Genomic DNA, 21,056 nt, shown 5'->3' with positions numbered 1-21,056 from the left:
CCCGTCTTCGTGCCGGCTGAAATGCGGCCTCGCGCCGGGAGCCGCCTTGCGCTACAGGAAACGCCGTCCGAACCGAAACCGCGTACTGCCGACCATGAAATTCCTCGATCAGGCCAAAGTCTACATACGCTCCGGCGACGGGGGCGCCGGCTCGGTCTCGTTCCGGCGCGAGAAGTTCATCGAGTTCGGCGGGCCGGACGGCGGCGACGGCGGGCGCGGCGGCGACGTGTGGGCCGAGGCGGTGGATGGGCTCAACACTCTGATCGACTATCGCTACCAGCAGCATTTCCGCGCCAAGACCGGCGTGCACGGCATGGGCCGAAACCGCGCCGGCGGAAAAGGCGCGGATGTGACGCTGAAGGTGCCGGCCGGCACGCAGATCTACGAAGAGGACAACGAGACGCTGATCGCCGATCTGACCGAGGTCGGCCAGAGAGTGCGGCTGGCGGCGGGCGGCAATGGCGGCTTCGGCAACCAGCATTTCAAGACCTCGACCAATCAGGCGCCGCGCCGCGCCAATCCCGGCCTGCCGGGCGTGGAAAAGACGATCTGGCTGCGGCTGAAGCTGATCGCCGATGCCGGGCTGGTAGGCCTTCCGAATGCGGGCAAGTCCACCTTCCTGGCGGCGGTGACGGCGGCGAAGCCGAAGATCGCGGACTATCCCTTCACGACGCTGCATCCCGGCCTTGGCGTCGCGCGCATCGACGGGCGCGAATTCGTGCTGGCCGACATTCCCGGCCTGATCGAGGGCGCGCATGAGGGTGTGGGCATTGGCGACCGCTTCCTCGGCCATGTCGAGCGCACGCGCGTGCTTCTGCATCTCGTCTCGGCGCAGGAGGAGAGCCCCGGCAAGGCCTACAAGACGGTGCGGGCGGAACTGGCCGCCTACGGTCATGGGCTTGCCGACAAGCCGGAGATCGTGGCGCTGAGCCAGATCGACACGCTGGACGCGGATCAGCGCAAGAAAAAGGCGGCCTCGCTGAAGCGCGCTGCCGGCAGGACGCCGATCCTGCTTTCGGCCGTCACGCGCGAGGGCGTCGAGGAGACGCTTCGTGCGTTGATGGCGGTGGTGAAGGAAGCGCGTGGCGAGGCGGTGTCGCAATGACCCTCTCCCTGCAGAAGTACCGCCGCATCACGGTGAAGATCGGCTCGGCGCTGCTCGTCGATCGTTCGACAGGCCTGAAGCGGGAGTGGCTGACGGCGCTGACGGACGACATAGCCGGGCTGGTCGAGGGTGGCGCGGAGGTGCTGGTCGTGTCGTCGGGCGCGATCGCGCTCGGGCGCACGATACTCGGACTCGGCAAACGCGCGTTGAAGCTGGAGGAGAGCCAGGCGGCGGCGGCGGTCGGGCAGATCGCGCTGGCCGGCGCATGGTCGGACGAGCTCGGACGCAAGGGTATCCGCTCCGGCCAGATCCTCGTCACGCTGGGCGACACGGAGGAGCGGCGCCGCTACCTTAACGCGCGCGCCACCATCTCGACCCTGCTCAAGATGGACGCCGTGCCGATCATCAACGAGAATGACACGGTGGCGACGACGGAAATCCGCTATGGCGACAATGACCGGCTTGCGGCGCGCGTGGCGACCATGATGGGTGCGGACCTGCTCGTGCTGCTTTCCGACATAGACGGGCTCTATACGGCTTCGCCGGCCGTCGACCCCAAGGCGCGATTTATCCCGGTCGTCGAGCGCATCACGCCGGAAATCGAAGCGATGGGCGGCGGCGCGGCGTCGGAACTTTCGCGCGGGGGCATGCGCACCAAGCTCGACGCGGGCAAGATCGCGACGCTGGCCGGCACCGCCATGATCATCGCCTCCGGCAAGCGGCTTAACCCGCTGTCGGCCATCGAGCAGGGCGAGCGCGCCACCTTCTTCAAGCCGAGCATCCGGCCGGTGAAGGGCTACAAGACGTGGATCGCCGGCAACCTCGAACCCGCCGGCCGGCTGACCGTCGATGCGGGCGCCGTCGGGGCGCTGATGTCCGGCAAGTCGCTGCTGCCGGCCGGCGTCAGACTGGTCAGCGGCAGCTTTTCGCGCGGCGACACGGTCGCCGTCCTTGCGCCCGAAGGGCGCGAGATCGCGCGGGGCCTTATCGCCTACGATGCGGCCGACGCGGTGCGTATCGCCGGGCTGCGGACGGCGGAGATCGAAGCCATCCTCGGCTATCAGCCGCGTTCCGCGATGATCCATCGCGACGATCTGGTTCTTGCCGACATCAAGGCGGAGACCGCCGCCGAGTCATGAAACCGCGCGAGTTGCCGCGATCGGCGGCGCGGTGTATCCAACCGATCTGACAAAGCCGACGAGGCGAGGATGCTGACGACCAACGAGACTTCGCGCGGAGACACCGCTCCTCTGATGGCCGAAATCGGCCGTAAGGCCCGGGCCGCCGCGCGGCCGTTGGCGATCGCGACGACCGCGCAGAAGGACGCAGCGCTTGGCGCGATGGCCGCGGCCCTGCTCGCCGCCGAGCAGGCGATCCTCGACGCCAATGCGATCGACCTCAAGAACGGCGAGGAGGCGGGGCTCTCCGCCGCGATGATGGACAGGCTCAAGCTGACGCCCGCGCGCATCCGCGACATGGCCGCGGGCATCAAGACGATTGCCGGACTCTCCGATCCGGTCGGCGACGTGATCGCCGAATGGGATCGCCCCAACGGCCTCCATATCGAGCGTGTGCGCACGCCGCTCGGCGTCATCGGCGTCATCTATGAAAGCCGGCCGAACGTGACGGCGGATGCCGGGGCGCTCTGTCTGAAGGCGGGCAATGCAGTGATCCTGCGCGGCGGCTCGGACTCCCTCAACTCGTCGCTGGCGATCCACGTCTGCATGGTCGAGGGCCTGCGTGCCGCCGGTATGCCGGAGAACGCGATCCAGCTCGTGCCCACGACCGATCGCGCCGTCGTCGGCGAGATGCTGAAGGGGCTCTCGGGCAATCTCGACGTCATCGTGCCGCGCGGCGGCCGCAGCCTGGTCGAGCGCGTGCAGAACGAGGCGCGCGTGCCGGTCTTCGCGCATCTCGAAGGCATCTGCCACGTCTATGTCGATCGCTCGGCGGGGCTCGATATGGCGGTGAAGGTGGTCGTCAACGCCAAGATGCGCCGCACGGGAATCTGCGGCGCTGCGGAAACGCTGCTGGTCGATCGCGCCGTGGCGGAGACGCATCTCGTGCCGATCCTCGACGCGCTGGCCAAGGCCGGCTGCGAAATACGCGGCACGGAAGAGGTGCGCGCGGCGTTTCCGGCCGCGAAACCGGCGAGCGAGGAGGACTGGCGCACCGAATATCTCGACGCCATCATCTCGGTGAAGCTGGTCGACGGCATCGGCGAGGCGATCGCGCATATCGAGACGTGGTCCTCGCACCATACCGAGGCGGTGATCGCGGAGGACCCGGAAGTCGTGGCGCGCTTCTTCAACGAGATCGATTCCGCGATCCTGCTGCACAATGCCTCGACGCAGTTCGCCGACGGTGGTGAGTTCGGCATGGGCGCGGAGATCGGCATCGCGACCGGCAAGATGCATGCGCGTGGGCCGGTTGCCGTCGAGCAACTGACGTCTTTCAAGTATCGCGTGCGCGGCTCCGGCCAGGTCAGGCCATAGGTTTCGCTTGGCGCGCGGGGGGGAAACGGTCGCGGACGAATATTTCCGCATGCCGCATGTCGAGAAGGGCATGCAGGTGGGGCTGTTCGGCGGCTCCTTCAATCCGCCGCATGCCGGGCACGGCCTCGTCGCCGAGATCGCCTTACGGCGGCTGGCCCTCGACCAGCTCTGGTGGATGGTCACGCCCGGCAATCCGTTGAAGAGCACGCGCGAACTCGCGCCGCTCGCCGAGCGCATCCGCCTGTCGGAGGCGGTCGCGGAAGATCCGCGCATCAAGGTGACTGCGTTCGAGGCGAGCTATCGCGTCCGCTATACCGCCGACACGCTGGCGCTGGTGAAGCGGCTCAATCCCGGCGTCGACTTCGTCTGGATCATGGGCGCCGACAATCTGCGCGACTTCCACCGTTGGCAGCGCTGGCGCAAGATCGCGATGACCTTTCCCATCGCCGTGATCGACCGGCCGGGCTCGACGCTCTCCTTCCTGTCGTCGCTGGTGGCCAAGACGTTCGACTATGCGCGCATCGATGAGGGCGACGCACCGCGGCTCGCTCGGATGAAGCCGCCAGCCTGGACATTCATCCACGGGCCGCGATCCTCGCTCTCCTCGACGGCCCTGCGGCAGATCGCAAAAGGCTCCGACGCCGCAGTATGACAATGCGACGCCAAAGCCGGCCGATCACGGCGACGTGCGGTTACTCGCCAATGTCGCTTTTACCGCCGCCCCGTCGCTGCCTTGGGCGCATTCTGCACTGATGGATTCGGCTCGGCGCGAGAATATCCCCGCCCATGGGACGCGGATAGCCGCGGTGGCGAGCGTCATCGTGTCCATGGCGCTGACGGCGGTCGGCAACGGCCTGCTCTTCACCTACATCCCGGTGCGGCTCGGGGCGGAAGGCTTTCCGCCATTGTGGGCCGGCGCCATCCTCACAGGGCTTTCGGCCGGCGGTCTGGCGGGCTGCCTCCTGACCGGAGCGATCGTCCGCCGCGTCGGGCATGCACGCAGCTACATGCTGTTCACGGCGCTGATCGTGTTGGCAAACGCGATCGTTGCGCTCCGTGTCGATCCCGTCATGTGGATCTTCGCGCGAGCTCTCTACGGCTTCACCATCTCGGCGCTTTTCATCGTGGCGCAAAGCTGGCTGAACGACGCTGTGGGGAACGCCGTTCGCGGCCGCGTCATGGCGATCTTCTACGTATCCTATATCGTCGGCCTCGGCGTCGGGGCCTTCCTGCTCGGTTTCGCCGATATCGGGAGCGCCGAGGCGCCAATACTCGCCATCGTCTTCACGGCCTGTTCCATCCTGCCCGTCGGGCTGACCCGTCTCGCGCAGCCGCCCCCGCCGGAGGCTGCTTCCGTCGCGCTCGCAAAAGCCTGGCGGATTTCGCCGGTCGGGGTTGCAGGCATGCTGGCGGTCGGCGGGTTGTCGATGCTCATCTCGGGCTTTGCGCCGATCCATGTCACGGCGAAAGGCTTCAGCCAGCAGGAAGTCGCCATGCTGATGTCGGCCATGCCGCTCGGCACGCTGCTCCTGCAGATTCCGTTCGGGTGGATATCGGATCGCACCGACCGGCGCTATGTGCTCATCGCGACGTCTTTGCTTGTGGTCCTGATGGGGTTCGCTGCCCTTCATTTCGACGGCGCGACGTTGCTGGTCGTCATCGCGGTCTACATGATCTGGGGCGGGGCGTCCGAATCCATCTACTCGCTGTCCAGCGCCCATGCCAACGACCGCGCCAGCAAGAAGGACCTCGTGACGCTGTCGAGCTCCATGCTTTTCGCATGGTCCATTTCGGGCCTCATCGCCCCGGGTCTCGGAACGATGCTGACGGTTCTCTACGGAACGCAGTCCTTCATCCATGTCGCCATCGCGGTGGCCGCGGCGTTCTGCGCCTTTGTGTTCTGGCGGGTGCTCAGGGTGCCGCCCGTGCCGCAGGACGACACCGGCACATTCGCTCCGATGAGCGCGCAGGCGCCGCCCGCCGTCGATCTGGCCTTTCCAGCGGACGGAGAGACCCCGCGAAGATAGCCGTTACTGACGTGGAGACCGAAGGTTCGCCTGCGCGGCGGCGGGCGCCCGATGCGGCGGCTCCGCGAGCCGAGGCGCGTCATCCTCGCCCGCATCGGGATGTTCGGTCGGAGCGAAGGCCGCCGGCGGGAAGCGTATGTCCTTTTCGCGGAAGCGCTTCATCACCGCGTGGGTGAGATCGATCTTGGTCTTGAGGAAATCCCTGTCGTGCGTCCAGTAGCGCAGGGTCAGCGTCATCGAGGCGTCGGAGAGGGCGCTGACGAAGGCGACGGGAGGGCGCTCCTTCTTCACCCGTTCATCGGCCGTGGCGAGATCGAGCAGCATCTGGCGTACCCAGTCGACGTGATTGGTGTAGGCGATGTTGAAGGTGATGTCGCTGCGCCGCATGTGGTTGCGGGTCGTGTTGTAGACGGGCTCGTTCCACAGCTTGGAGTTGGGCGCGAGGATGTAGGTGCCGTCCACGGCGCGCAGCCGCGTCGCGAAAAGCCCCACTTCCTCCACGTCGCCGTCGATGGAGCCGACCTTGATCGACTCGCCGATGCGGAAGGGGCGCAGGATGAGAATCATGATGCCGGCTGCGATGTTCTGCAGCGTGCCTTGCAGCGCGAGCCCGATGGCCAGGCCGATGGCGCCGATGGCGGCGATGATCGATGCAGTCTGGACGCCGAACTGGCCGAGCACCATGACGAGCACCAGCGCCAGGATCAGGTACCGGGCCGTCTGGGAGAAGAAGTGGCGCAGCGTACTGTCGAAACCGTGCACCTGGCCGAGCGCCGCCTTGACGCCGCGTTCGACCAGTCCGGCGACGATGTAGCCGGCTATCATCAGCAGAATCGCGCCGATGACGGAGAAGGAGTAGGTGACCGCCAGCGCGGTGAGCGCACCCCACCCGCTTTCTATCCTGGCCCAGGCGTCGTCGAGCTGCATGGAACTTTCCTCATTGGTCGGCGGTTCCTAAACAGGTCCGCTACGGAAGGGTTCCGCAGAAAGGCGGCGTCTTGAAAGTGTTAAGGAACCGTGCCTATCTTCATTGTGCATCGTGATCGTCGCGGTGATTTGGTTGTTCCGGATCGAAAGGAAAGACACTGAGAACAGCACTGCGGAAGAAGGCGGAAATTCTGCCTTCGCCGGCGGAGATGAACCGAGACATCGCTTCGTCTCAAGCCATCGAAACCGTCTTGGCCAGTCTCGAGGACTCGAAGGCCGAAGACATCGTCTCCATAGACATTCGACGCAAATCCAGCCTCGGCGACTATATGGTGATCGCTTCCGGTCGATCGCACCGTCATGTCGCGGCGGTCGCGGAGCATCTGATGCAGGCCCTCAAGGATGGGGGGTTCGGCCAGGCGCGCGTCGAGGGATTGCCGGGCGCCGACTGGGTGCTCATCGATTCCGGCGACGTGATCGTGCATATCTTCCGGCCGGAGATTCGGGAGTTCTACAACATCGAGAAGATGTGGCAGGCTCCGGATCTCGAGGAAGAGACGATCCACTAGGCGGAAGCCCGCGCGGCCGAAGCCCCGGATGAAGGGTGCAGGCGGACGCGGATGAAGATCCACATATGTGCCGTGGGCCGGATGAAGACCGGCCCCGAAAAGGAACTTGCGGACCGCTATTTCGACCGTTTCGCCAGAGCGGGAGCGTCGCTCGGGCTGGAACTCGCCGGCGTGGCCGAACTTCCGGAAAGCCGGGCCAGTTCTACCGGTGAGCGGCAGGATGACGAGGCGCAACGCCTGGTCGCGCAGGTTCCCGCCGGCGCGGCGCTTGTCCTGCTCGACGAACGCGGCCGGAATTTCTCCTCGCAGCAGTTTGCCGACCGTCTTGCCGCTTTGCGCGATGAGAGCACGAAGGCGCTCGCCATCGCGATCGGCGGCCCGGACGGCCATTCGGAGACGCTTCGGCAGCGGGCGGGACTCCTCTTGTCCTTCGGCGCGATGACGTGGCCGCACCAGATGGCGCGCATCATGCTCGGCGAGCAGCTCTATCGGGCTGCAACGATCCTGTCGGGACATCCCTATCATCGCGCCTGAATGGCCGACATGCCGAACGGAGAGGCGGGATGCTGACAGGCGGGCGGATTTCGGACACATTGAGTGCGCAGCTTGCCGTATTGAGGCCCACGACGGGAAGCTATGGTTGATGGTTCGTTAACGAACGGGCCGCTAGAATCGGCGGTCTTCTTGTTCCGGTGCATGCGCGCTTGCTGACCCGATCGAAATGCAGGCTTGGCCTTCTTCTGCTGCTGGCGCTGCCGGCGGCGGCCGGCGCTTGGCCGGTCGCGGCGCAGGAGGCCGACCAGACCTCGTCGATCGAGACGCGCCGTCAGTCGGGTCTGGAGGAATATGAGCGCGTCACGCGCGAAATCACGCTGACGGACGAGAAACTTGCCAGACTCGCGGCCGACATCGCCACGGTGAAGAAGGACAGCGTGACGCTGACGGCGGCTCTGATCCAGTCGGCAAAGACGGAAAAGAAGCTCTCCGAGGACATCACGGAAATCGAGCAGCGCCTTGTGACGCTGAAGGAGCAGGAGGCTTCTGCCCGCCTGTCGCTTATCGCCCAGCAGGACGTGATGGCCGACGTGCTGGGCGCGCTGGAGCGCATGGGGCTGAACCCGCCGCCGGCCCTGCTGGTCCGGCCCGAGGACGCGCTTTCTTCGGTGCGCAGCGCCATTCTGCTCGGGGCGGTGGTGCCGGAAATGCGCGCCAAGACCGATCTGCTTCTGGCCGATCTCCAGAAGATCTCCCGGCTGACGGCGTCCATCGCGGCTGAGCGCGACAGCCTCGCCGAGGCCGTCTCACAGCAGGCGGTCGAGCGCAAGCGGCTGGAAATCCTCGTCGAAGAGAAGCGCAAGCTCCGTCACGACAGCGAAGCGAGCCTCATCGAGGAGCGCAAGAAGGCGGCAGAACTGGCGTCGCAGGCGACCAGTCTCAAGGGGCTGCTCGCGGCGCTGGAAAAGGAGGCGCAGAAGGCGCCGCCGCCGGCCGCCGCGCAACCACCCGAGGCGCCGGCCGGACAGGTTGCGATGCCGCTGCCCGACATCAACATGCTGCTCGGCCCGCAGTCCTTCGACACGCTCCAGGGGCAGATCGCCACGCCGGTTTCCGGTAGCTTCGTCAAGCGTTTCGGCAAGCCGGACGGTAACGGCGGAGTGATGCTCGGCGACACGGTTGCGACACAATCGGACGCGATAGTCACGGCTCCGGCCGATGGGAACGTGCTCTATGCGGGGCCTTTCCGTTCTTACGGACAACTCTTGATCCTGAATGTCGGCGGTGGCTATCATGTCGTGCTCGCCGGGATGAACAGAATCAACGTGTCCCCTGGGCAGGCCGTGCTCGCGGGAGAGCCGGTCGGAGCAATGGGAGATGCCAAGGTGGCGAGTGCCGCTGGAAGCGCGATTGGAACGGCCGGCCGCGAACTCTATATTGAGTTCCGGAAAGACGGAAAGCCCGTCGACCCGGCGCCTTGGTGGGCAAGACGCCTCTCTGGAAGGACAGGAAATGATACGTAAGTTGTCTCTTCTGCTTACCGGCGCGCTAATGGGCGCGACGGCGATGGGCGTGATCTACGGCGCGCCCGGGATTTCCGCCAATGCCGCGGGCTCGGAGACCTATCGTCAACTCGCGATTTTCGGCGACATTTTCGAACGCGTGCGCGCGCAATATGTGACGCCGCCCGACGAGAAGACGCTGGTGGAGAACGCTATCAACGGCATGCTCACCTCGCTCGATCCGCATTCCTCCTATCTGAACCAGGAAGCCGCAAAGGACATGCGGGTTCAGACCAAGGGCGAATTCGGCGGCCTCGGCATCGAAGTGACAATGGAGAACGAACTCGTCAAGGTCATCACGCCGATCGACGACACGCCCGCCGCCAAGGCCGGGGTGCTGGCCGGCGACTATATTTCGAAGATCGACGGCGAAGAGGTTCGCGGACTGACGCTGAACGACGCCGTCGAGAAGATGCGCGGCCTCGTCAACACGCCGATCAAGCTGGAAATCCTGCGCGAAGGCGCCGACAAGCCGATCGACATCACCATCGTCCGCGACATCATCAAGGTGAAGGCGGTGAAGTTCCGGGTCGAGGAAGACATCGGCTACATGAAGATCACGTCCTTCACCGAGAAGACCTATGACGACCTGCAGGACGCGATCACCAAGATCAAGGCGCAGATCCCTTCCGACAAGCTGAAGGGCTACGTGCTGGATCTCCGCCTCAATCCGGGCGGTCTGCTCGACCAGGCGGTCGGCGTGTCCGACGCCTTCCTCGACCGCGGCGAGATCGTCTCCACGCGCGGCCGCGATCCGAAGGACATCTCGCGCTTCGACGCGCGGGCCGGCGACGACATCGACGGCAAGCCGCTGATCGTCCTGGTCAATGGCGGTTCGGCAAGCGCCTCGGAGATTGTGGCCGGCGCGCTGCAGGATCATCGCCGCGCGACGGTGGTGGGCACGCAGTCCTTCGGCAAGGGCTCGGTGCAGACCATCATCCCGCTGCCCGAGAACGGCGCGCTGCGCCTGACCACGGCGCTTTATTACACGCCGTCGGGCAAGTCGATCCAGGGCAAGGGCATCACGCCTGATATCAAGGTGGAGCAGCCGCTGCCGGCCGATCTGCAGGGACGCGACGTCAGCCGCGGCGAATCGGACCTCAAGGGCCATATCAAGGGCGTGGAGGAGAGCGACGCCGGCTCCGGCTCCGCCGCCTACGTGCCGCCGGACCCGAAGGACGATATCCAGCTCACCTACGCGGAAGACCTGTTGCGTGGCGTGAAGACGGACCCGGCCTTCCCGCCGAATCCCGACAAGGCCGTTTTCAATCAGTAATTCCAGCGCGGCCGAACGGGGACGGCCTCACGCAAGGAAAAAGGTGTATCCGCCGAAGCAGAAGCTTCGGCGGAGTTTTTGAGAGGATTCCGTTCCCGCCGACAAAGGATGCGGTTTGTCGTCAGTGAACAAGGAAATCGACCGTCCGCTCGGCCAGCCGGCGATGCCGTTGAAGCCAGCCCGGACACGTGTCCTGCCAGCGCGCACGACGGTCTTCGCGGTGCTTGCGGGCGTGGCGCTGGTTGTGGCTTCAGGCTTCGTGGCCACGAGGGACCGCGGTTTTCGTGATCCCGCAAAGGTCGTGGTGGCGACGCCGGCAGCCGTTCCGGAGCCGGCTCCGCAGCCTGTCGCCGCGGCCGCGCCGGCGGAGCCAAAGGTCGTAGGTTCCATCGCCCGTTCGGAGCCTTCCGCCGGGCCGTCCATCATCAAGGTCAATCCCGACGATGGCGGTGCTGCAAGCAAGGGCGTCGTGGTCATTCGCGACCCGTCGGCCGTCGGGCAGGATCTGCGTGTGGCGCATCTCCCGGACAAGGCTCTCATCGAGGATTCGGCCGACGGCAAGCTGCCGGCCCGTGCCGCCGACGGCCGGCGTCCCTTCGACGTCTATGCCCGCCCCTGGTCTGGCGCGCGGGGAGCGCGCGTCGCCATCGTCATCGGCGGCCTCGGCCTGTCGCAGACCGGAACGCAGGACGCCATCGCAAAACTTCCGCCGGAGGTGACGCTCGCCTTTTCGCCGCAGGGCAACAGCCTCGACCGCTGGATGCAGGCGGCGCGACACAAGGGGCACGAGCTGGTGCTGCAGGTGCCGATGGAGCCGTTCGACTATCCCAATGTCGATCCGGGACGCAACACGCTGACGGTGGACGCATCGCCCGGCGACAATGCCGTCCGCCTGCACAAGTCGCTCGCGCGCATCACCAACTACACGGGCGTCATGAACTATATGGGCGCGCGTTTCACGGCGGATGGCGGCGCCATGGAAACGCTCATGGCGGAACTCGGCGAGCGCGGCCTGCTCTATCTGGACGACGGGACCTCCGCCCGCACGGCTGCGCCCGAACTCGCGGTAAAGAACCGCGTGCCTTTCGCCGCCGCCGACGCCACGATCGACGGCGCCCGCGATCGCGGCTCGATCCTGAAGAAGCTCGACGAGCTGGAGCGCATCGCCCGCGCCAAGGGCTTCGCGCTCGGCACCGGATCGGCTTTCGACGTGACGGTGGGCGCCGTGGCAGCATGGGTTGCGGAGGCGCGGAAACGCGGCATAGAGATCGTGCCGGTTTCCGCCGTCGCGGCCGATCCGGAGCGTGGGTGAGGTTATGCCTGAAACCGGAACGATCGATCCCGAGAGCCTTCCGTATCGCCCCTGCGTGGGAATGATGGTGCTGAACCAGCGCGGGCTGGTGTGGTGCGGGCGTCGCATCGCCGAGCCTGACAGCGAGTTCACCGGCACCGACAGACTGTGGCAGATGCCGCAGGGAGGCATCGACGACGGAGAGGATCCCTTCGCGGCCGCGCGCCGGGAATTATACGAGGAAACGGGAATCCAGTCGATCGAGCTGGTCGCCGAGGCGAGCCGCTGGATAAAGTACGACCTGCCGCCGCATCTGGTCGGCGTCGCGTTCAAGGGGAAGTACCGCGGCCAGATCCAGCGCTGGTTCGCATTCCGCTTCATGGGGCCGGAAAGCGAGATCGCGATCGATCCCCCGCCGGGCGGACACAAGGCGGAATTCGAGGAATGGGCATGGAAGCCGATGGCGGAACTGCCGGAACTGATCGTTCCCTTCAAGCGCGCGGTCTATGAGCAGGTGATCGCCGAATTCGCCGCTCTCTCGACCGTTCCCGCAAGCGTTCGATAGGCCCTCAAAAGGTTCCGCCGGCCTCCGCTTCCGAAGAAGCAGGAGCCCGGCGGCCACCGAAAGCCGGTTGAGGGGTGCGGCTCCCGGTTTCGAAGTCCGACGTCGGTCGGAACTATCTCAGGACGTGCGCCGGAACATGCCGGCAAGCAGCGAGATCACCAGAAATGCCAGGAAGATGAAGAACAGGATCTGCGCGATACCCGCAGATGTTCCGGCAATTCCGCCAAATCCAAGTGCTCCGGCAATGATGGCGATCACCAGGAAAACAAGTGTCCAGTAAAGCATCGAAAATCTCCCTCGTTCGTAAATTATAACGCCGTTTTTCAGGACTTGTTCCCTGTCGGCGTCAGTTTCTTCACGAATTCGACTAGGCCGCCGCCGCGCGCGCCTGACGATCGAAGAAGAGCGCCTGGCTGATCAGCGCTTTCACCATTTCCGGATTGAACGGCTTGGTGACGAGGAATGCCGGCTCGGGACGTTCGCCCGTCAGCAGGCGTTCCGGGAAGGCGGTAATGAAGATGACCGGCACGGCGGTAGAGGTCAGGATCTCGTTGACCGCGTCTATGCCGGAACTGCCGTCGGCGAGCTGGATATCGGCGAGAATCAGCTTCGGATGGGTCTTGTCGAACAGGGAAATCGCCTCGCGATGCGTCCGCGCGGTGCCTACGACCCTGTGGCCGAGGCTCTCCACCATTTCCTCGATGTCCATAGCGATCAGCGGCTCATCCTCGATGATCATGACATCGGTGGCCACCTGACGCGAGATTTCCGCGCTCGCCTGGGACAGCAGATTGGCGAATTCCTCCTGCGGCACATCAAGGATATCGGCGGCCTCCTCTTCAGTGAAACCCTCGACGGCGATCAGCAGGAAGGCCTGACGCTGGCGCGGGGCGAGCGATCCGAGATTGGCGGCAGCCCGCTGCTCCCACAGGGCGCTCGGCGTCTCCTGCGGGATGCGAACCGCCACAGACGTGAAGAGTTTCGCATAGAGCTTGTAGAGGGCGACACGTTCGCTGGACGCCTCGGGAAATACGGAAATATCTGCGATTATCGCTTCCAGCGTCGCGGCGACGAGCGCATCGCCACTTGTCTGCGAACCCGACACCGCCCGCGAAAATCGTCTCAAGAACGGAATGTGCGGCGCGATTCGTGCTGACAAACTCATAGAAAGTGTCTCCCTCAATGGACATCTATATGGCAGCCAGCGTGAGCGGATATCGGCCACACTCCACCGGGGCAGAAACCAGCAGACCGAAAAAAAGTTCCGGTCGGACGGAACTAAATTTATCGGAAGGCGTTTTCTGCCGCGGATCGAAGCCGGCGGCGTCAAGAAGAACATGGCCGGCACGACTGAAGCGGATGGTTGCCGAAAGGGCGTCGGACAGGGCGGATGGATATAATGCAAAAACCGCAGGATGCGGAAACAAGGGCCGCGCGCGCAAGCAAAAACGCGGACCCGCTTGGGGCCAACAGCGAGATCGGCCGGAAACTCAAGCAATATTACGACGATCTCGTGAGTGAAGACATTCCCGATCGTTTTGCGGACCTTCTCAGCAAGCTTGAGCAGGCAGAGAAACCCGAGCGCAAGGACTAACCAGATGGCGGTCTCTCCCGGTTTCAAGGCGGACCTCTTGGCCGCCATACCGAGCTTGCGCGCCTTTGCGGTGTCGCTTTCGCAGAACGCCGACAAGGCGGACGATCTCGTGCAGGAAACGCTGGTGAAGGCATGGGACAAGCACGAGAGCTTCCAGATGGGCACCAATCTGAAGGCGTGGCTGTTCACCATCCTGCGCAATGAATTCTACTCGCAGATGCGCAAGCGCGGCCGCGAGGTGCAGGATACCGACGGCGCGATGACGGCGCGGCTGGCGGTTCATCCAAGCCAGCAGGGCAAGCTCGACCTTCAGGATTTTCGCGCCGCGCTCGAGCAACTGCCGGAAGATCAGCGCGAGGCGATCATCCTTATCGGCGCTTCCGGCTTCTCTTATGAAGAGGCCGCGCTGATCTGCGGCTGCGCCGTCGGCACGATCAAGAGCCGCGTGAGCCGTGCACGCACGCGGCTTCAGGACATCCTGAAAGTATCGGGCGAGGCGGAATACGGGCCGGATGCGATTTCGGCCCAGGTGATGGGATCGTCAGCGGCCTGATCTGGAGCGGATCGCGTCCGCCAGCGCGCCGATGAGGTCGTCGCCCTGGTAGGGTTTTCCGACGATGGAAACGCCCGGAAACGCCTCCGCCACATCGCCGCGTTCCGTATAGCCCGAAGCGAAGATGAAGGGCACGCCTTCGCTGCGCAGCCTTTCCGCGAAAGGCAGCGTGCTTTCATTGTGTAATATCAGGTCGATGATGGCCGCGTCGTACGGTCCGGGTACGGCATTGGCCTCCTGGAGGTTCTTGCATACCACGACGTCCGCGGCGCCATGATCCCGGCACAGTTGCTCGACATCCATAGCGATGAGGAATTCGTCTTCGAGAACAAGCAGGCGAAGGCCCGTCAAAGGATTATTGGTCAATGAAAACTCCGAAGCGGCAACGACGCACGTTTGGATGCGCCGAGGCGAAAAGTCATTTAAAAAAGACATAGCCAGCAGGCGGGAAGTCTGCTGCAACCCTGCCGGTGCGACGATGCGCGTCGCTGAGGGGAACGTCAATGGCGGAAGAGACTGCCAAGCGTGCGGTCGGCAAGACAACGCCTTGCGTCAACTGCCCGTTGAGACCGCGTCCGGTATTTCGCAACTTCGAGCCTGACGAACTCGCCTTCGTCAGCGGATTCAAGCGCGGGGAACTGGTGGTCGAACGCGGTTCGACCATCCTGCACGAGGGCAGTCGCAGCGCCCATCTCCATACGGTGCTGCAAGGATGGGGCTTCCGCTACAAGCTGATGTCGGACGGCAGGCGGCAGATCCTGAATTACATCCTGCCCGGAGATCTCATCGGGTTGCAGGCGAGCCTTGTCGGAGAGATGGAGCATTCCGTCGATGCGCTATCGCCCATGGTGCTCTGCACCTTCGACCGGGAGCGCCTGCGCGAACTCTATGTGCGCTTTCCCGGCCTTGCCTTCGACGTGACATGGCTGGCGTCGCGCGAGGAGCAGATGCTGGACGAAAACCTGTTGAGCGTTGGCCGCCGCAGCGCGGTCGAGCGTGCAGCCTACATCCTCGCTTTCCTGTCGGCGCGGGCGCGTCTGCTCGGGGCGCGGCCCGATGAACCGGTGCGCATTCCGATCACGCAGCAGCATGTCGCCGATACACTCGGCCTTTCCCTCGTGCATACGAATCGCACGATGAAGAAACTCGCGGACCGTCATCTGATCGCATGGCGGGATGGCGCGTGCCAGGTTCTCGACGTCGATGCCCTGGCCGCCGTCGCGCGATGGAGAGGTCTCGGCGAACGGACGCGCCCCCTGATCTGAGCACTGCCGCCTTCTCACAGTGCAGACGCTTCGAACGGCAGCGTCACCTCGACCCTGACGCCGTCCGGGCGGAATTCATGCTTCACGCTGCTCTTCAGCAGCTTGTCGAGACTGCGCCTGATGAGGAGTGAGCCGAAGCCCACGCGGCCGGGCGCGGCGACAACAGGGCCTCCGCGCTCCTGCCAGACGAGCACGATGCGCTGCATGTCGTTCTGGCCGTCCATGGCAGCGGAGATGTCCACGGCGCCTCCGGGCACGGAAAGCGCCCCGTGGCGGGCCGCGTTGCTCGCCAGTTCATGCAGCATGACGCCGAGCGCCAGCGCCTGATCCGGCGTCAGCCACACCATGGGACCGACAACGTTGAACCGGGACGACCGCACGTCGTCGAAGGGCAGGGTCTGGAGCCGGACCAGATCCCGGAGCGAAATGCCACGCCATTCGTGGTCGGACAGCAGGCCGTGAGCGCGCCCGAGGCTCTGCAGGCGGGCGCTGAAAGCCTCGACGAACTCTTCGGGCTGCCGGGTGTGCCGGGCCGTCTGCGAGGCCAGAGCCTGCACGGTCGCCAGCGTGTTCTTGACGCGGTGGTTCAACTCGCGGAGCAGCGTGTGCTGGCTTTCCTCGGTGGAGCGGCGGCGCGTGACGTCGTAGCTCACGCCGATGACGAGCGAGGGCTTTCCTTCGCCGTCGCGCTCGATGACCCGGCCGCGCGTCGATACCCAGCGCGGCGGGCTGGCGCCGCGTATGCGATACTCTCCGGAATAATCGGCCCCGGTCGCCAGAGCGGCATCGAGTTCACGCGTGGTCTGCCTCAGATCGCGCCGATCGATCGCGAAAAAGAGTTTTCGGGCGCGCAGCCGCGTGCCGGGCCGCAGATTGAACAACTGTGGCAGAAGCGGATCGCACTCGACCATGTCGGTCTTCACGTCCCACATCCAGCTTGCGATCGTCGCCGCTTCCAGCGCGAGTTGGTGGCGTTTTTCCACGCGGGTCAGGGCGAGCGCCGCCACGCTCCCCCGCTGCTCGCTGTCCTTCAGGGCAAGCAGGCTGGATGCCAGTGCGGCGAAGTTCGCAAGCCGATCGAGCCGAAACGCATCGGGAGGCCTTGGTTCGGGCGCGACGACGCACAGTGCGCCCACCCTGGCCCCGTCGAATGTCAGAGCCGCGGCGGCGCAAAAGCCGGTTCCGGCCATCGCCACCGCCGCCAGTCCCGGTTCCGTTCGCGCATCCGCGCTGGCGAAGACGCCATCCGGGGCAACCACTGCAAGCGCTGTCAGCATGGCGTGAACGCGCATGTCGGTGGTGTCGTCCACGCCGGTGCGGGATGTTTCCCATCGGCTTTCCATATCTGCCAGACTGACAAGCGTGACGGGCGCTGCGAACACGGCGGATGCGAGATCGACAAGCTTGTCGATATCGGGATCGCAGCGCGGCAGCCTGAACTTGCCCAAAGCGGCCCGATGTTCGGGGTCGGCGAGCAACTGCGCGATTTCGGCTGGAAGTCCGGTTATAGCCAACAGTTCCTCTAGCTGGGCGAAAGCCATCCCGCGTCCCCGAACAGAAGCCGCCTGCCGCTGGCGGAACAAACATCGGACCGAGACATTTCCCAAACGTTGCTCAATTCCGGCAGAATGCGAGAAGACGATGGTGCAGAAGACGATCGAACCCGAAAAGGCGCGACAGGGCAGGTGGGGCTGGCATGTCCTCGCAATCCTGGTCGGCGGGCTGCTCCTTGCCATGATAGCCTGGTACGCCGCCGAGACCCTCGCGCCCGATACCGATCAGACGCCGGCCGCGACGCAGTCGACCACCACGAACTAGGCGCGAACGGCATTTTTTCGCCTGCCCGATTCCGGTCTTTCGGTGCCCTCGGTCCTGGGCACCCATACGTTGAGCGAAGAGGGGTGGATTTTCAGGGTCGTTTCCCGGTCGAGCTTCATCAATTCTCCGTCGATGACGCAACTGTGGCGGAAACGCTTGGAAAGGATTGTAAGAACCGCTTCCTCCGCCTCGTGAACTTCCACCTGTTCGTTGTCGCGCCATTTGCCGCGGGCGAGCTTCGCAATGAATCTCAATAGTTCCCCGCGCTGCCGCGCCACGGTAATATAGACACCCAACGTGCCGCCGGCCGGATCATGCGCGTAAGGCAATGTGCCCTCGCCGAAGAGATTGTTGGTTATCCCGATCCCTGTCGTCCTGGTGGTCAGCTCCACGTCGCGGAATTTCAGTCCGACCCGCAGGGAAGGCGGGGTCATCAGGGTTGCATAGGCCGCGCGTGCCGAGGCGCCCATCTTTCCCCATCGCGACCCGAATTCCATCTTCGATCTCAAATGCACCATTTTCGCATGCATGCCGATCGAAAACTGGTGCACGAACGGACGGCCGTTGGCCGTTGCCGTGTCGACGGCCTTCGCCTCGCCGGTCGCGAAAGCCTCGATCGCCTTGTCCAGCGACAGGGGAATTCCCAATCCGCGTGCAAAGAGATTCATGGTTCCGGCGGGCAGGACGGCGAGCGCCTTCTTCTTGCCCATCAGCGCTGCGGCGGCGGCTGAAATGGTGCCGTCCCCGCCGCCCGCCATGACCACGTCGACCTTGCGGGCACGGGCGGCGCGTTCCAGCGCGGTCACCACTTCCTCGCCCGACACCACCTCGAAGGAAACCGAATGGTCGTGTTCCGCCAACGTCCTGGCGATGCGATCCGTGAGCGCTTTCAAATCCGTGGTGCGAAGGGTGCCCCCGTCGCTGTTGAGAACCGTGTGGAAACGCAACACACCCTCATCCAACTCCCGCCCGCCCGGATGCGGGCTGCGCCGTGTAACGCGGACGCGCCGGATTGGTTCCGATATGTCGGGACGGCCCGGCAGCCTTTGTCTGCGGAACCACTACCGTATCAAGGCGTTGTGTGATGGCGAGGCCGCGCCGGCTCGACTTGGAAGGTGGGAACCGGCGCGGCGTACATGAAGAGATCACGCACGAGGAGACGATTACCATGATCCGCACTCTTTTGGCTACGACGGCAGTCGCCACCCTGCTCACCACCGGCGCTATGGCTCAGGAGGCCACGCAGCCGGCCCCTGCCGCTCCTGCCGCGACCGAACCCGCAACAGGCGTGCCGGCCGCCGTTCAGCCTTCGTCGGGTTATCTGGCGACCAATATGATCGGTGAGACGGTTTACGACGGCACCGGAGAACAGGCCCAGAATATCGGTTCCGTCAACGATCTGGTGATCGGCGAGGACGGCTCGATTCAGGCCGTGGTCGTCGGTGTGGGCGGTTTTCTTGGCATCGGACAGAAAAACGTCGCGCTCGAATACAAGGAGATCAGCTGGGCCGAACAGAACGGTGATCGCTGGATCGTGATCCCGACCTCGAAGGAGGCGCTGGAGGGCCTGCCGGACTTCGACCGTCGTCCGTATGACCCCGCCCCGCCGGCAGCGGCGACGGATGCCACCATGGCGCCCGCGGACCAGACAGCCACGGCGCCGGCCCCGGCAGCACCCGCTGACGAGACAGCTGCGGCGCCTGCTCCGGCGGCTCCTGCTGATCAGGCAGCCGAGGCCCCCGCAGCCAGCGATCCGGCGATGCCTGCCGATGAGACGGCACAGGCACCTGCCGCGAATGACAATGCAGCGACGACCGACACAATGTCGACTGCCGCTATCGACAAGTCGACGCTGTCGCCGTTCGACACCGCGGCCGTGCGCGCCGAGGATCTGGTCGGCACGACGGTCTACGGTGCCGACGACGCCAATGTCGGCGAGATCGGCGACGTCGTTGTCAGCCAGGACGGCAAGGTCGACTCGATCATCATCGATGTCGGTGGCTTCCTTGGCATGGGCGAGAAGGAAGTGGCCGTCGGCATGGACAACCTCTCCTTCATGACCGACAAGGACGGCAACAAGTACCTTTACACGAACATGACCAAGGAACAGCTCGAGGCGCAGCCCGCTTATGACAAGAGCACCTGGGCAGAGCAGCGCGACACCCAGCGCATGATGATCCGGTAATTTCCCGGTTCTTGAATACAGGCCGGCGTGGCGACACGCCGGCCTTTTTCATGGCCTGCGTCCCGGCCGGCAGTTTGATCTGCTCAGCCCGTAGCCGCCACCTTGTTCCGTTCAAGGGCGGTCATGACGCCGCGCAGTTCCGCCAGACCGCGCAAGCGCCCGATGACCGGATAGCCGGGATGAGTGGCGCGCGTCACGTCGTCTATGAGCTCGTGGCCGTGATCCGGGCGGAAGGGGATGAGAGACCGTGGCAAGCCGTCCTTTCTGCGCCGCCTTTCCTCGTTGAGCAGCACGTCGATCACCGCCACCATGTCCACATCGCCGCCAAGATGCTCTGCCTCCATGAACGAGCCGTCGGCTTCCTTCGAGACGTTGCGCAGGTGGGCGAAGAATATCCTGGCTGCGAAGCGCCCGGCGATCGCGGCCACGTCGTTCTCGGGATTGGCGCCGAGCGAACCGGAACACAGGGTCAGGCCGCTGTTCGGCGACGGCACCGCGTCGAGGATGAAGGCGATGTCTTCGGCATTCCTGACGATGCGGCTTAGCCCCATAATGTCGCGCGGCGGGTCGTCCGGATGGATGCACATGGAGACGCCGGCTTCCTCGGCGGCCGGCAGGACGTTTTCGAGGAACTGCACAAGATTTGCCCGCAGCCGCTCGTGCGTCATCCGCGATTGCTCGGCGATCACGTCGCGCAGCTCCTCCACGCCATAGCGTTTGAAGGCGCCGGGAAGGCCGGCCATGATGTTGGCGAGAAGGCCGGCTTTCGCGGCCTCCGGCGTCTCGTCCATCCAGCGGCTCGCGCGTTGCAGCACGGCGGGGGCATAGTCGCGTTCGGCGCCTTGGCGCTTGAGGATGTGGCAATCGAAGGCCGCGACCTCGTGGATGTTGAACTTCAGCGCCCGTCCGCCGCCGGGAAGGGGTACGGCGAGATCGGTGCGGGTCCAGTCCAGCACCAGCATGAAATTGTAGCAGACGGTGCGGATGCCGCACGCACCGAGATTGCGCAGCGTCTGGGCGAAGTTGGCATAGAGCGTCTTCAGATCGCCGTGGCCGCTCTTGATATGGTCGTGCACCGGCACGCTCTCCACCACGCTCCAGCGCAGGCCGAGCGACGGATCGGCCTCCTCTATCTCGGCCTTGCGCTGCCGGATCGCCTCGATGGGCCAGATCTCGCCGTAGGGGATGTCGTGGAGGGCGGTCACGATGCCCGTCGCGCCGGCCTGCCTTGCATGGGCAAGCGTGGCCGCATCCTTGGGGCCGAACCAGCGCCAGGTCTGTTCCATTCGTTCCTCCCGGCCGGCTGCGAAATTGACCGTCCGGCGCAGT

23 protein-coding genes are annotated in these 21,056 nt (G+C 64.9%); 16 read left to right on the top strand and 7 right to left on the bottom strand.

Annotated features, from left to right (window positions below):
• Positions 1-94 precede the first annotated feature (94 nt).
• From obgE to M9955_02325, 5 genes are all read left to right on the top strand, one after another.
• Positions 95-1,105: a GTPase ObgE gene (obgE, locus tag M9955_02345; protein ID MCO5080480.1), complete on the top strand. Its 1,011-nt coding sequence runs from the start codon at positions 95-97 to the stop codon at positions 1,103-1,105.
• Positions 1,102-2,244, top strand: coding sequence for a glutamate 5-kinase (gene proB, locus M9955_02340; protein ID MCO5080479.1), 1,143 nt, complete (start codon positions 1,102-1,104; stop codon positions 2,242-2,244). Before obgE ends, proB begins: the two co-directional genes overlap by 4 nt.
• 69 nt (positions 2,245-2,313) lie before the next feature.
• The gene (locus M9955_02335; GenBank protein MCO5080478.1) at positions 2,314-3,600 is read left to right on the top strand and encodes a glutamate-5-semialdehyde dehydrogenase; all 1,287 of its coding nucleotides are present in this window, start codon (positions 2,314-2,316) and stop codon (positions 3,598-3,600) included.
• Positions 3,601-3,649: 49 nt separating this feature from the next.
• Positions 3,650-4,252 carry a nicotinate-nucleotide adenylyltransferase gene (locus M9955_02330; protein ID MCO5080477.1) on the top strand — a complete coding sequence of 201 codons (603 nt, stop codon included), beginning with the start codon at positions 3,650-3,652 and terminating at the stop codon, positions 4,250-4,252.
• 100 nt (positions 4,253-4,352) lie between these two features.
• The gene (locus M9955_02325; protein ID MCO5080476.1) at positions 4,353-5,627 is read left to right on the top strand and encodes an MFS transporter; all 1,275 of its coding nucleotides are present in this window, start codon (positions 4,353-4,355) and stop codon (positions 5,625-5,627) included.
• Positions 5,628-5,630: 3 nt separating this feature from the next.
• Here M9955_02325 and M9955_02320 read toward each other — a convergent pair whose 3' ends face one another.
• Positions 5,631-6,554, bottom strand: coding sequence for a mechanosensitive ion channel (locus M9955_02320; protein MCO5080475.1), 924 nt, complete (start codon positions 6,552-6,554; stop codon positions 5,631-5,633).
• Between the two features lie 191 nt (positions 6,555-6,745).
• Here M9955_02320 and rsfS point away from each other — a divergent pair, with 191 nt between their 5' ends.
• From rsfS to M9955_02290, 6 genes are all read left to right on the top strand, one after another.
• Positions 6,746-7,123 carry a ribosome silencing factor gene (rsfS, locus tag M9955_02315; GenBank protein MCO5080474.1) on the top strand — a complete coding sequence of 126 codons (378 nt, stop codon included), beginning with the start codon at positions 6,746-6,748 and terminating at the stop codon, positions 7,121-7,123.
• Positions 7,124-7,174: 51 nt separating this feature from the next.
• Positions 7,175-7,657 (top strand): 23S rRNA (pseudouridine(1915)-N(3))-methyltransferase RlmH, encoded by a 483-nt coding sequence (gene rlmH, locus M9955_02310; protein MCO5080473.1) that lies wholly within the window; start codon positions 7,175-7,177, stop codon positions 7,655-7,657.
• A 170-nt stretch (positions 7,658-7,827) separates the two neighbouring features.
• Positions 7,828-9,141 carry a murein hydrolase activator EnvC gene (locus M9955_02305; protein ID MCO5080472.1) on the top strand — a complete coding sequence of 438 codons (1,314 nt, stop codon included), beginning with the start codon at positions 7,828-7,830 and terminating at the stop codon, positions 9,139-9,141.
• Positions 9,131-10,456: a S41 family peptidase gene (locus M9955_02300; protein MCO5080471.1), complete on the top strand. Its 1,326-nt coding sequence runs from the start codon at positions 9,131-9,133 to the stop codon at positions 10,454-10,456. The genes M9955_02305 and M9955_02300 overlap by 11 nt, the downstream gene beginning before the upstream one ends.
• Before the next feature lie 115 nt (positions 10,457-10,571).
• On the top strand, positions 10,572-11,768 hold the full coding sequence (locus M9955_02295; GenBank protein ID MCO5080470.1) for a divergent polysaccharide deacetylase family protein: 1,197 nt from the start codon (positions 10,572-10,574) through the stop codon (positions 11,766-11,768).
• Between the two features lie 4 nt (positions 11,769-11,772).
• Positions 11,773-12,312: an RNA pyrophosphohydrolase gene (locus M9955_02290; protein ID MCO5080469.1), complete on the top strand. Its 540-nt coding sequence runs from the start codon at positions 11,773-11,775 to the stop codon at positions 12,310-12,312.
• A gap of 117 nt (positions 12,313-12,429) precedes the next feature.
• Here M9955_02290 and M9955_02285 read toward each other — a convergent pair whose 3' ends face one another.
• The gene (locus M9955_02285; GenBank protein MCO5080468.1) at positions 12,430-12,597 is read right to left on the bottom strand and encodes a DUF1328 domain-containing protein; all 168 of its coding nucleotides are present in this window, start codon (positions 12,595-12,597) and stop codon (positions 12,430-12,432) included.
• 82 nt (positions 12,598-12,679) lie between these two features.
• Complete coding sequence (locus M9955_02280) at positions 12,680-13,477, bottom strand: response regulator (protein MCO5080467.1); 798 nt, start codon at positions 13,475-13,477, stop codon at positions 12,680-12,682.
• A 234-nt stretch (positions 13,478-13,711) separates the two neighbouring features.
• On the opposite strand from M9955_02280, the gene M9955_02275 reads away from it, so the two are divergent.
• Together M9955_02275 and M9955_02270 are read left to right on the top strand one after the other, a co-directional pair.
• Positions 13,712-13,906 carry a hypothetical protein gene (locus tag M9955_02275; protein MCO5080466.1) on the top strand — a complete coding sequence of 65 codons (195 nt, stop codon included), beginning with the start codon at positions 13,712-13,714 and terminating at the stop codon, positions 13,904-13,906.
• Between the two features lie 4 nt (positions 13,907-13,910).
• The gene (locus M9955_02270) at positions 13,911-14,459 is read left to right on the top strand and encodes an RNA polymerase sigma factor (GenBank protein MCO5080465.1); all 549 of its coding nucleotides are present in this window, start codon (positions 13,911-13,913) and stop codon (positions 14,457-14,459) included.
• Here M9955_02270 and M9955_02265 read toward each other — a convergent pair.
• Positions 14,448-14,825 (bottom strand): response regulator, encoded by a 378-nt coding sequence (locus M9955_02265; protein ID MCO5080464.1) that lies wholly within the window; start codon positions 14,823-14,825, stop codon positions 14,448-14,450. The two genes, M9955_02270 and M9955_02265, sit on opposite strands and share 12 nt — an antisense overlap.
• A 137-nt stretch (positions 14,826-14,962) precedes the next feature.
• Here M9955_02265 and M9955_02260 point away from each other — a divergent pair, with 137 nt between their 5' ends.
• Positions 14,963-15,724: a Crp/Fnr family transcriptional regulator gene (locus M9955_02260; protein MCO5080463.1), complete on the top strand. Its 762-nt coding sequence runs from the start codon at positions 14,963-14,965 to the stop codon at positions 15,722-15,724.
• 14 nt (positions 15,725-15,738) lie between these two features.
• On the opposite strand, the gene M9955_02255 is transcribed toward M9955_02260, so the two are convergent.
• The gene (locus M9955_02255) at positions 15,739-17,265 is read right to left on the bottom strand and encodes a PAS domain-containing protein (protein ID MCO5080462.1); all 1,527 of its coding nucleotides are present in this window, start codon (positions 17,263-17,265) and stop codon (positions 15,739-15,741) included.
• 100 nt (positions 17,266-17,365) lie between these two features.
• Here M9955_02255 and M9955_02250 point away from each other — a divergent pair, with 100 nt between their 5' ends.
• Positions 17,366-17,542 carry a hypothetical protein gene (locus M9955_02250; protein ID MCO5080461.1) on the top strand — a complete coding sequence of 59 codons (177 nt, stop codon included), beginning with the start codon at positions 17,366-17,368 and terminating at the stop codon, positions 17,540-17,542.
• Here M9955_02250 and M9955_02245 read toward each other — a convergent pair.
• Positions 17,539-18,489 carry a diacylglycerol kinase family lipid kinase gene (locus M9955_02245; protein MCO5080460.1) on the bottom strand — a complete coding sequence of 317 codons (951 nt, stop codon included), beginning with the start codon at positions 18,487-18,489 and terminating at the stop codon, positions 17,539-17,541. The two genes, M9955_02250 and M9955_02245, sit on opposite strands and share 4 nt — an antisense overlap.
• A 221-nt stretch (positions 18,490-18,710) precedes the next feature.
• Between M9955_02245 and M9955_02240 the strand changes: the two genes are divergently transcribed.
• Positions 18,711-19,727, top strand: coding sequence for a PRC-barrel domain-containing protein (locus M9955_02240; GenBank protein MCO5080459.1), 1,017 nt, complete (start codon positions 18,711-18,713; stop codon positions 19,725-19,727).
• A gap of 83 nt (positions 19,728-19,810) precedes the next feature.
• On the opposite strand, the gene uxuA is transcribed toward M9955_02240, so the two are convergent.
• Positions 19,811-21,013 carry a mannonate dehydratase gene (gene uxuA, locus M9955_02235; GenBank protein ID MCO5080458.1) on the bottom strand — a complete coding sequence of 401 codons (1,203 nt, stop codon included), beginning with the start codon at positions 21,011-21,013 and terminating at the stop codon, positions 19,811-19,813.
• Positions 21,014-21,056: the final 43 nt, after the last annotated feature.

Source organism: Rhizobiaceae bacterium, assembly GCA_023953845.1.
Taxonomy (GTDB): domain Bacteria; phylum Pseudomonadota; class Alphaproteobacteria; order Rhizobiales; family Rhizobiaceae; genus Arvimicrobium.
Note: the sequence above shows the minus strand (reverse complement) of the source record. Positions and strands in the feature narration are given on the sequence as shown.

What these genes read in the sequence shown, in the direction of transcription:
- M9955_02285 (MCO5080468.1), bottom strand. Translation starts at nt 12,597, where the DNA reads ATGCTTTACTGGACACTTGTTTTCCTGGTGATCGCCATCATTGCCGGA.
- M9955_02330 (MCO5080477.1), top strand. Translation starts at nt 3,650, where the DNA reads ATGCCGCATGTCGAGAAGGGCATGCAGGTGGGGCTGTTCGGCGGCTCC.
- M9955_02320 (MCO5080475.1), bottom strand. Translation starts at nt 6,554, where the DNA reads ATGCAGCTCGACGACGCCTGGGCCAGGATAGAAAGCGGGTGGGGTGCG.
- M9955_02255 (MCO5080462.1), bottom strand. Translation starts at nt 17,265, where the DNA reads ATGGCTTTCGCCCAGCTAGAGGAACTGTTGGCTATAACCGGACTTCCA.
- M9955_02270 (MCO5080465.1), top strand. Translation starts at nt 13,911, where the DNA reads ATGGCGGTCTCTCCCGGTTTCAAGGCGGACCTCTTGGCCGCCATACCG.
- M9955_02325 (MCO5080476.1), top strand. Translation starts at nt 4,353, where the DNA reads ATGGATTCGGCTCGGCGCGAGAATATCCCCGCCCATGGGACGCGGATA.
- rlmH (MCO5080473.1), top strand. Translation starts at nt 7,175, where the DNA reads ATGAAGATCCACATATGTGCCGTGGGCCGGATGAAGACCGGCCCCGAA.
- M9955_02290 (MCO5080469.1), top strand. Translation starts at nt 11,773, where the DNA reads ATGCCTGAAACCGGAACGATCGATCCCGAGAGCCTTCCGTATCGCCCC.
- M9955_02250 (MCO5080461.1), top strand. Translation starts at nt 17,366, where the DNA reads ATGGTGCAGAAGACGATCGAACCCGAAAAGGCGCGACAGGGCAGGTGG.
- M9955_02280 (MCO5080467.1), bottom strand. Translation starts at nt 13,477, where the DNA reads ATGAGTTTGTCAGCACGAATCGCGCCGCACATTCCGTTCTTGAGACGA.
- M9955_02335 (MCO5080478.1), top strand. Translation starts at nt 2,314, where the DNA reads ATGCTGACGACCAACGAGACTTCGCGCGGAGACACCGCTCCTCTGATG.
- obgE (MCO5080480.1), top strand. Translation starts at nt 95, where the DNA reads ATGAAATTCCTCGATCAGGCCAAAGTCTACATACGCTCCGGCGACGGG.
- M9955_02275 (MCO5080466.1), top strand. Translation starts at nt 13,712, where the DNA reads ATGCAAAAACCGCAGGATGCGGAAACAAGGGCCGCGCGCGCAAGCAAA.
- proB (MCO5080479.1), top strand. Translation starts at nt 1,102, where the DNA reads ATGACCCTCTCCCTGCAGAAGTACCGCCGCATCACGGTGAAGATCGGC.
- uxuA (MCO5080458.1), bottom strand. Translation starts at nt 21,013, where the DNA reads ATGGAACAGACCTGGCGCTGGTTCGGCCCCAAGGATGCGGCCACGCTT.
- M9955_02260 (MCO5080463.1), top strand. Translation starts at nt 14,963, where the DNA reads ATGGCGGAAGAGACTGCCAAGCGTGCGGTCGGCAAGACAACGCCTTGC.
- M9955_02240 (MCO5080459.1), top strand. Translation starts at nt 18,711, where the DNA reads ATGATCCGCACTCTTTTGGCTACGACGGCAGTCGCCACCCTGCTCACC.
- M9955_02300 (MCO5080471.1), top strand. Translation starts at nt 9,131, where the DNA reads ATGATACGTAAGTTGTCTCTTCTGCTTACCGGCGCGCTAATGGGCGCG.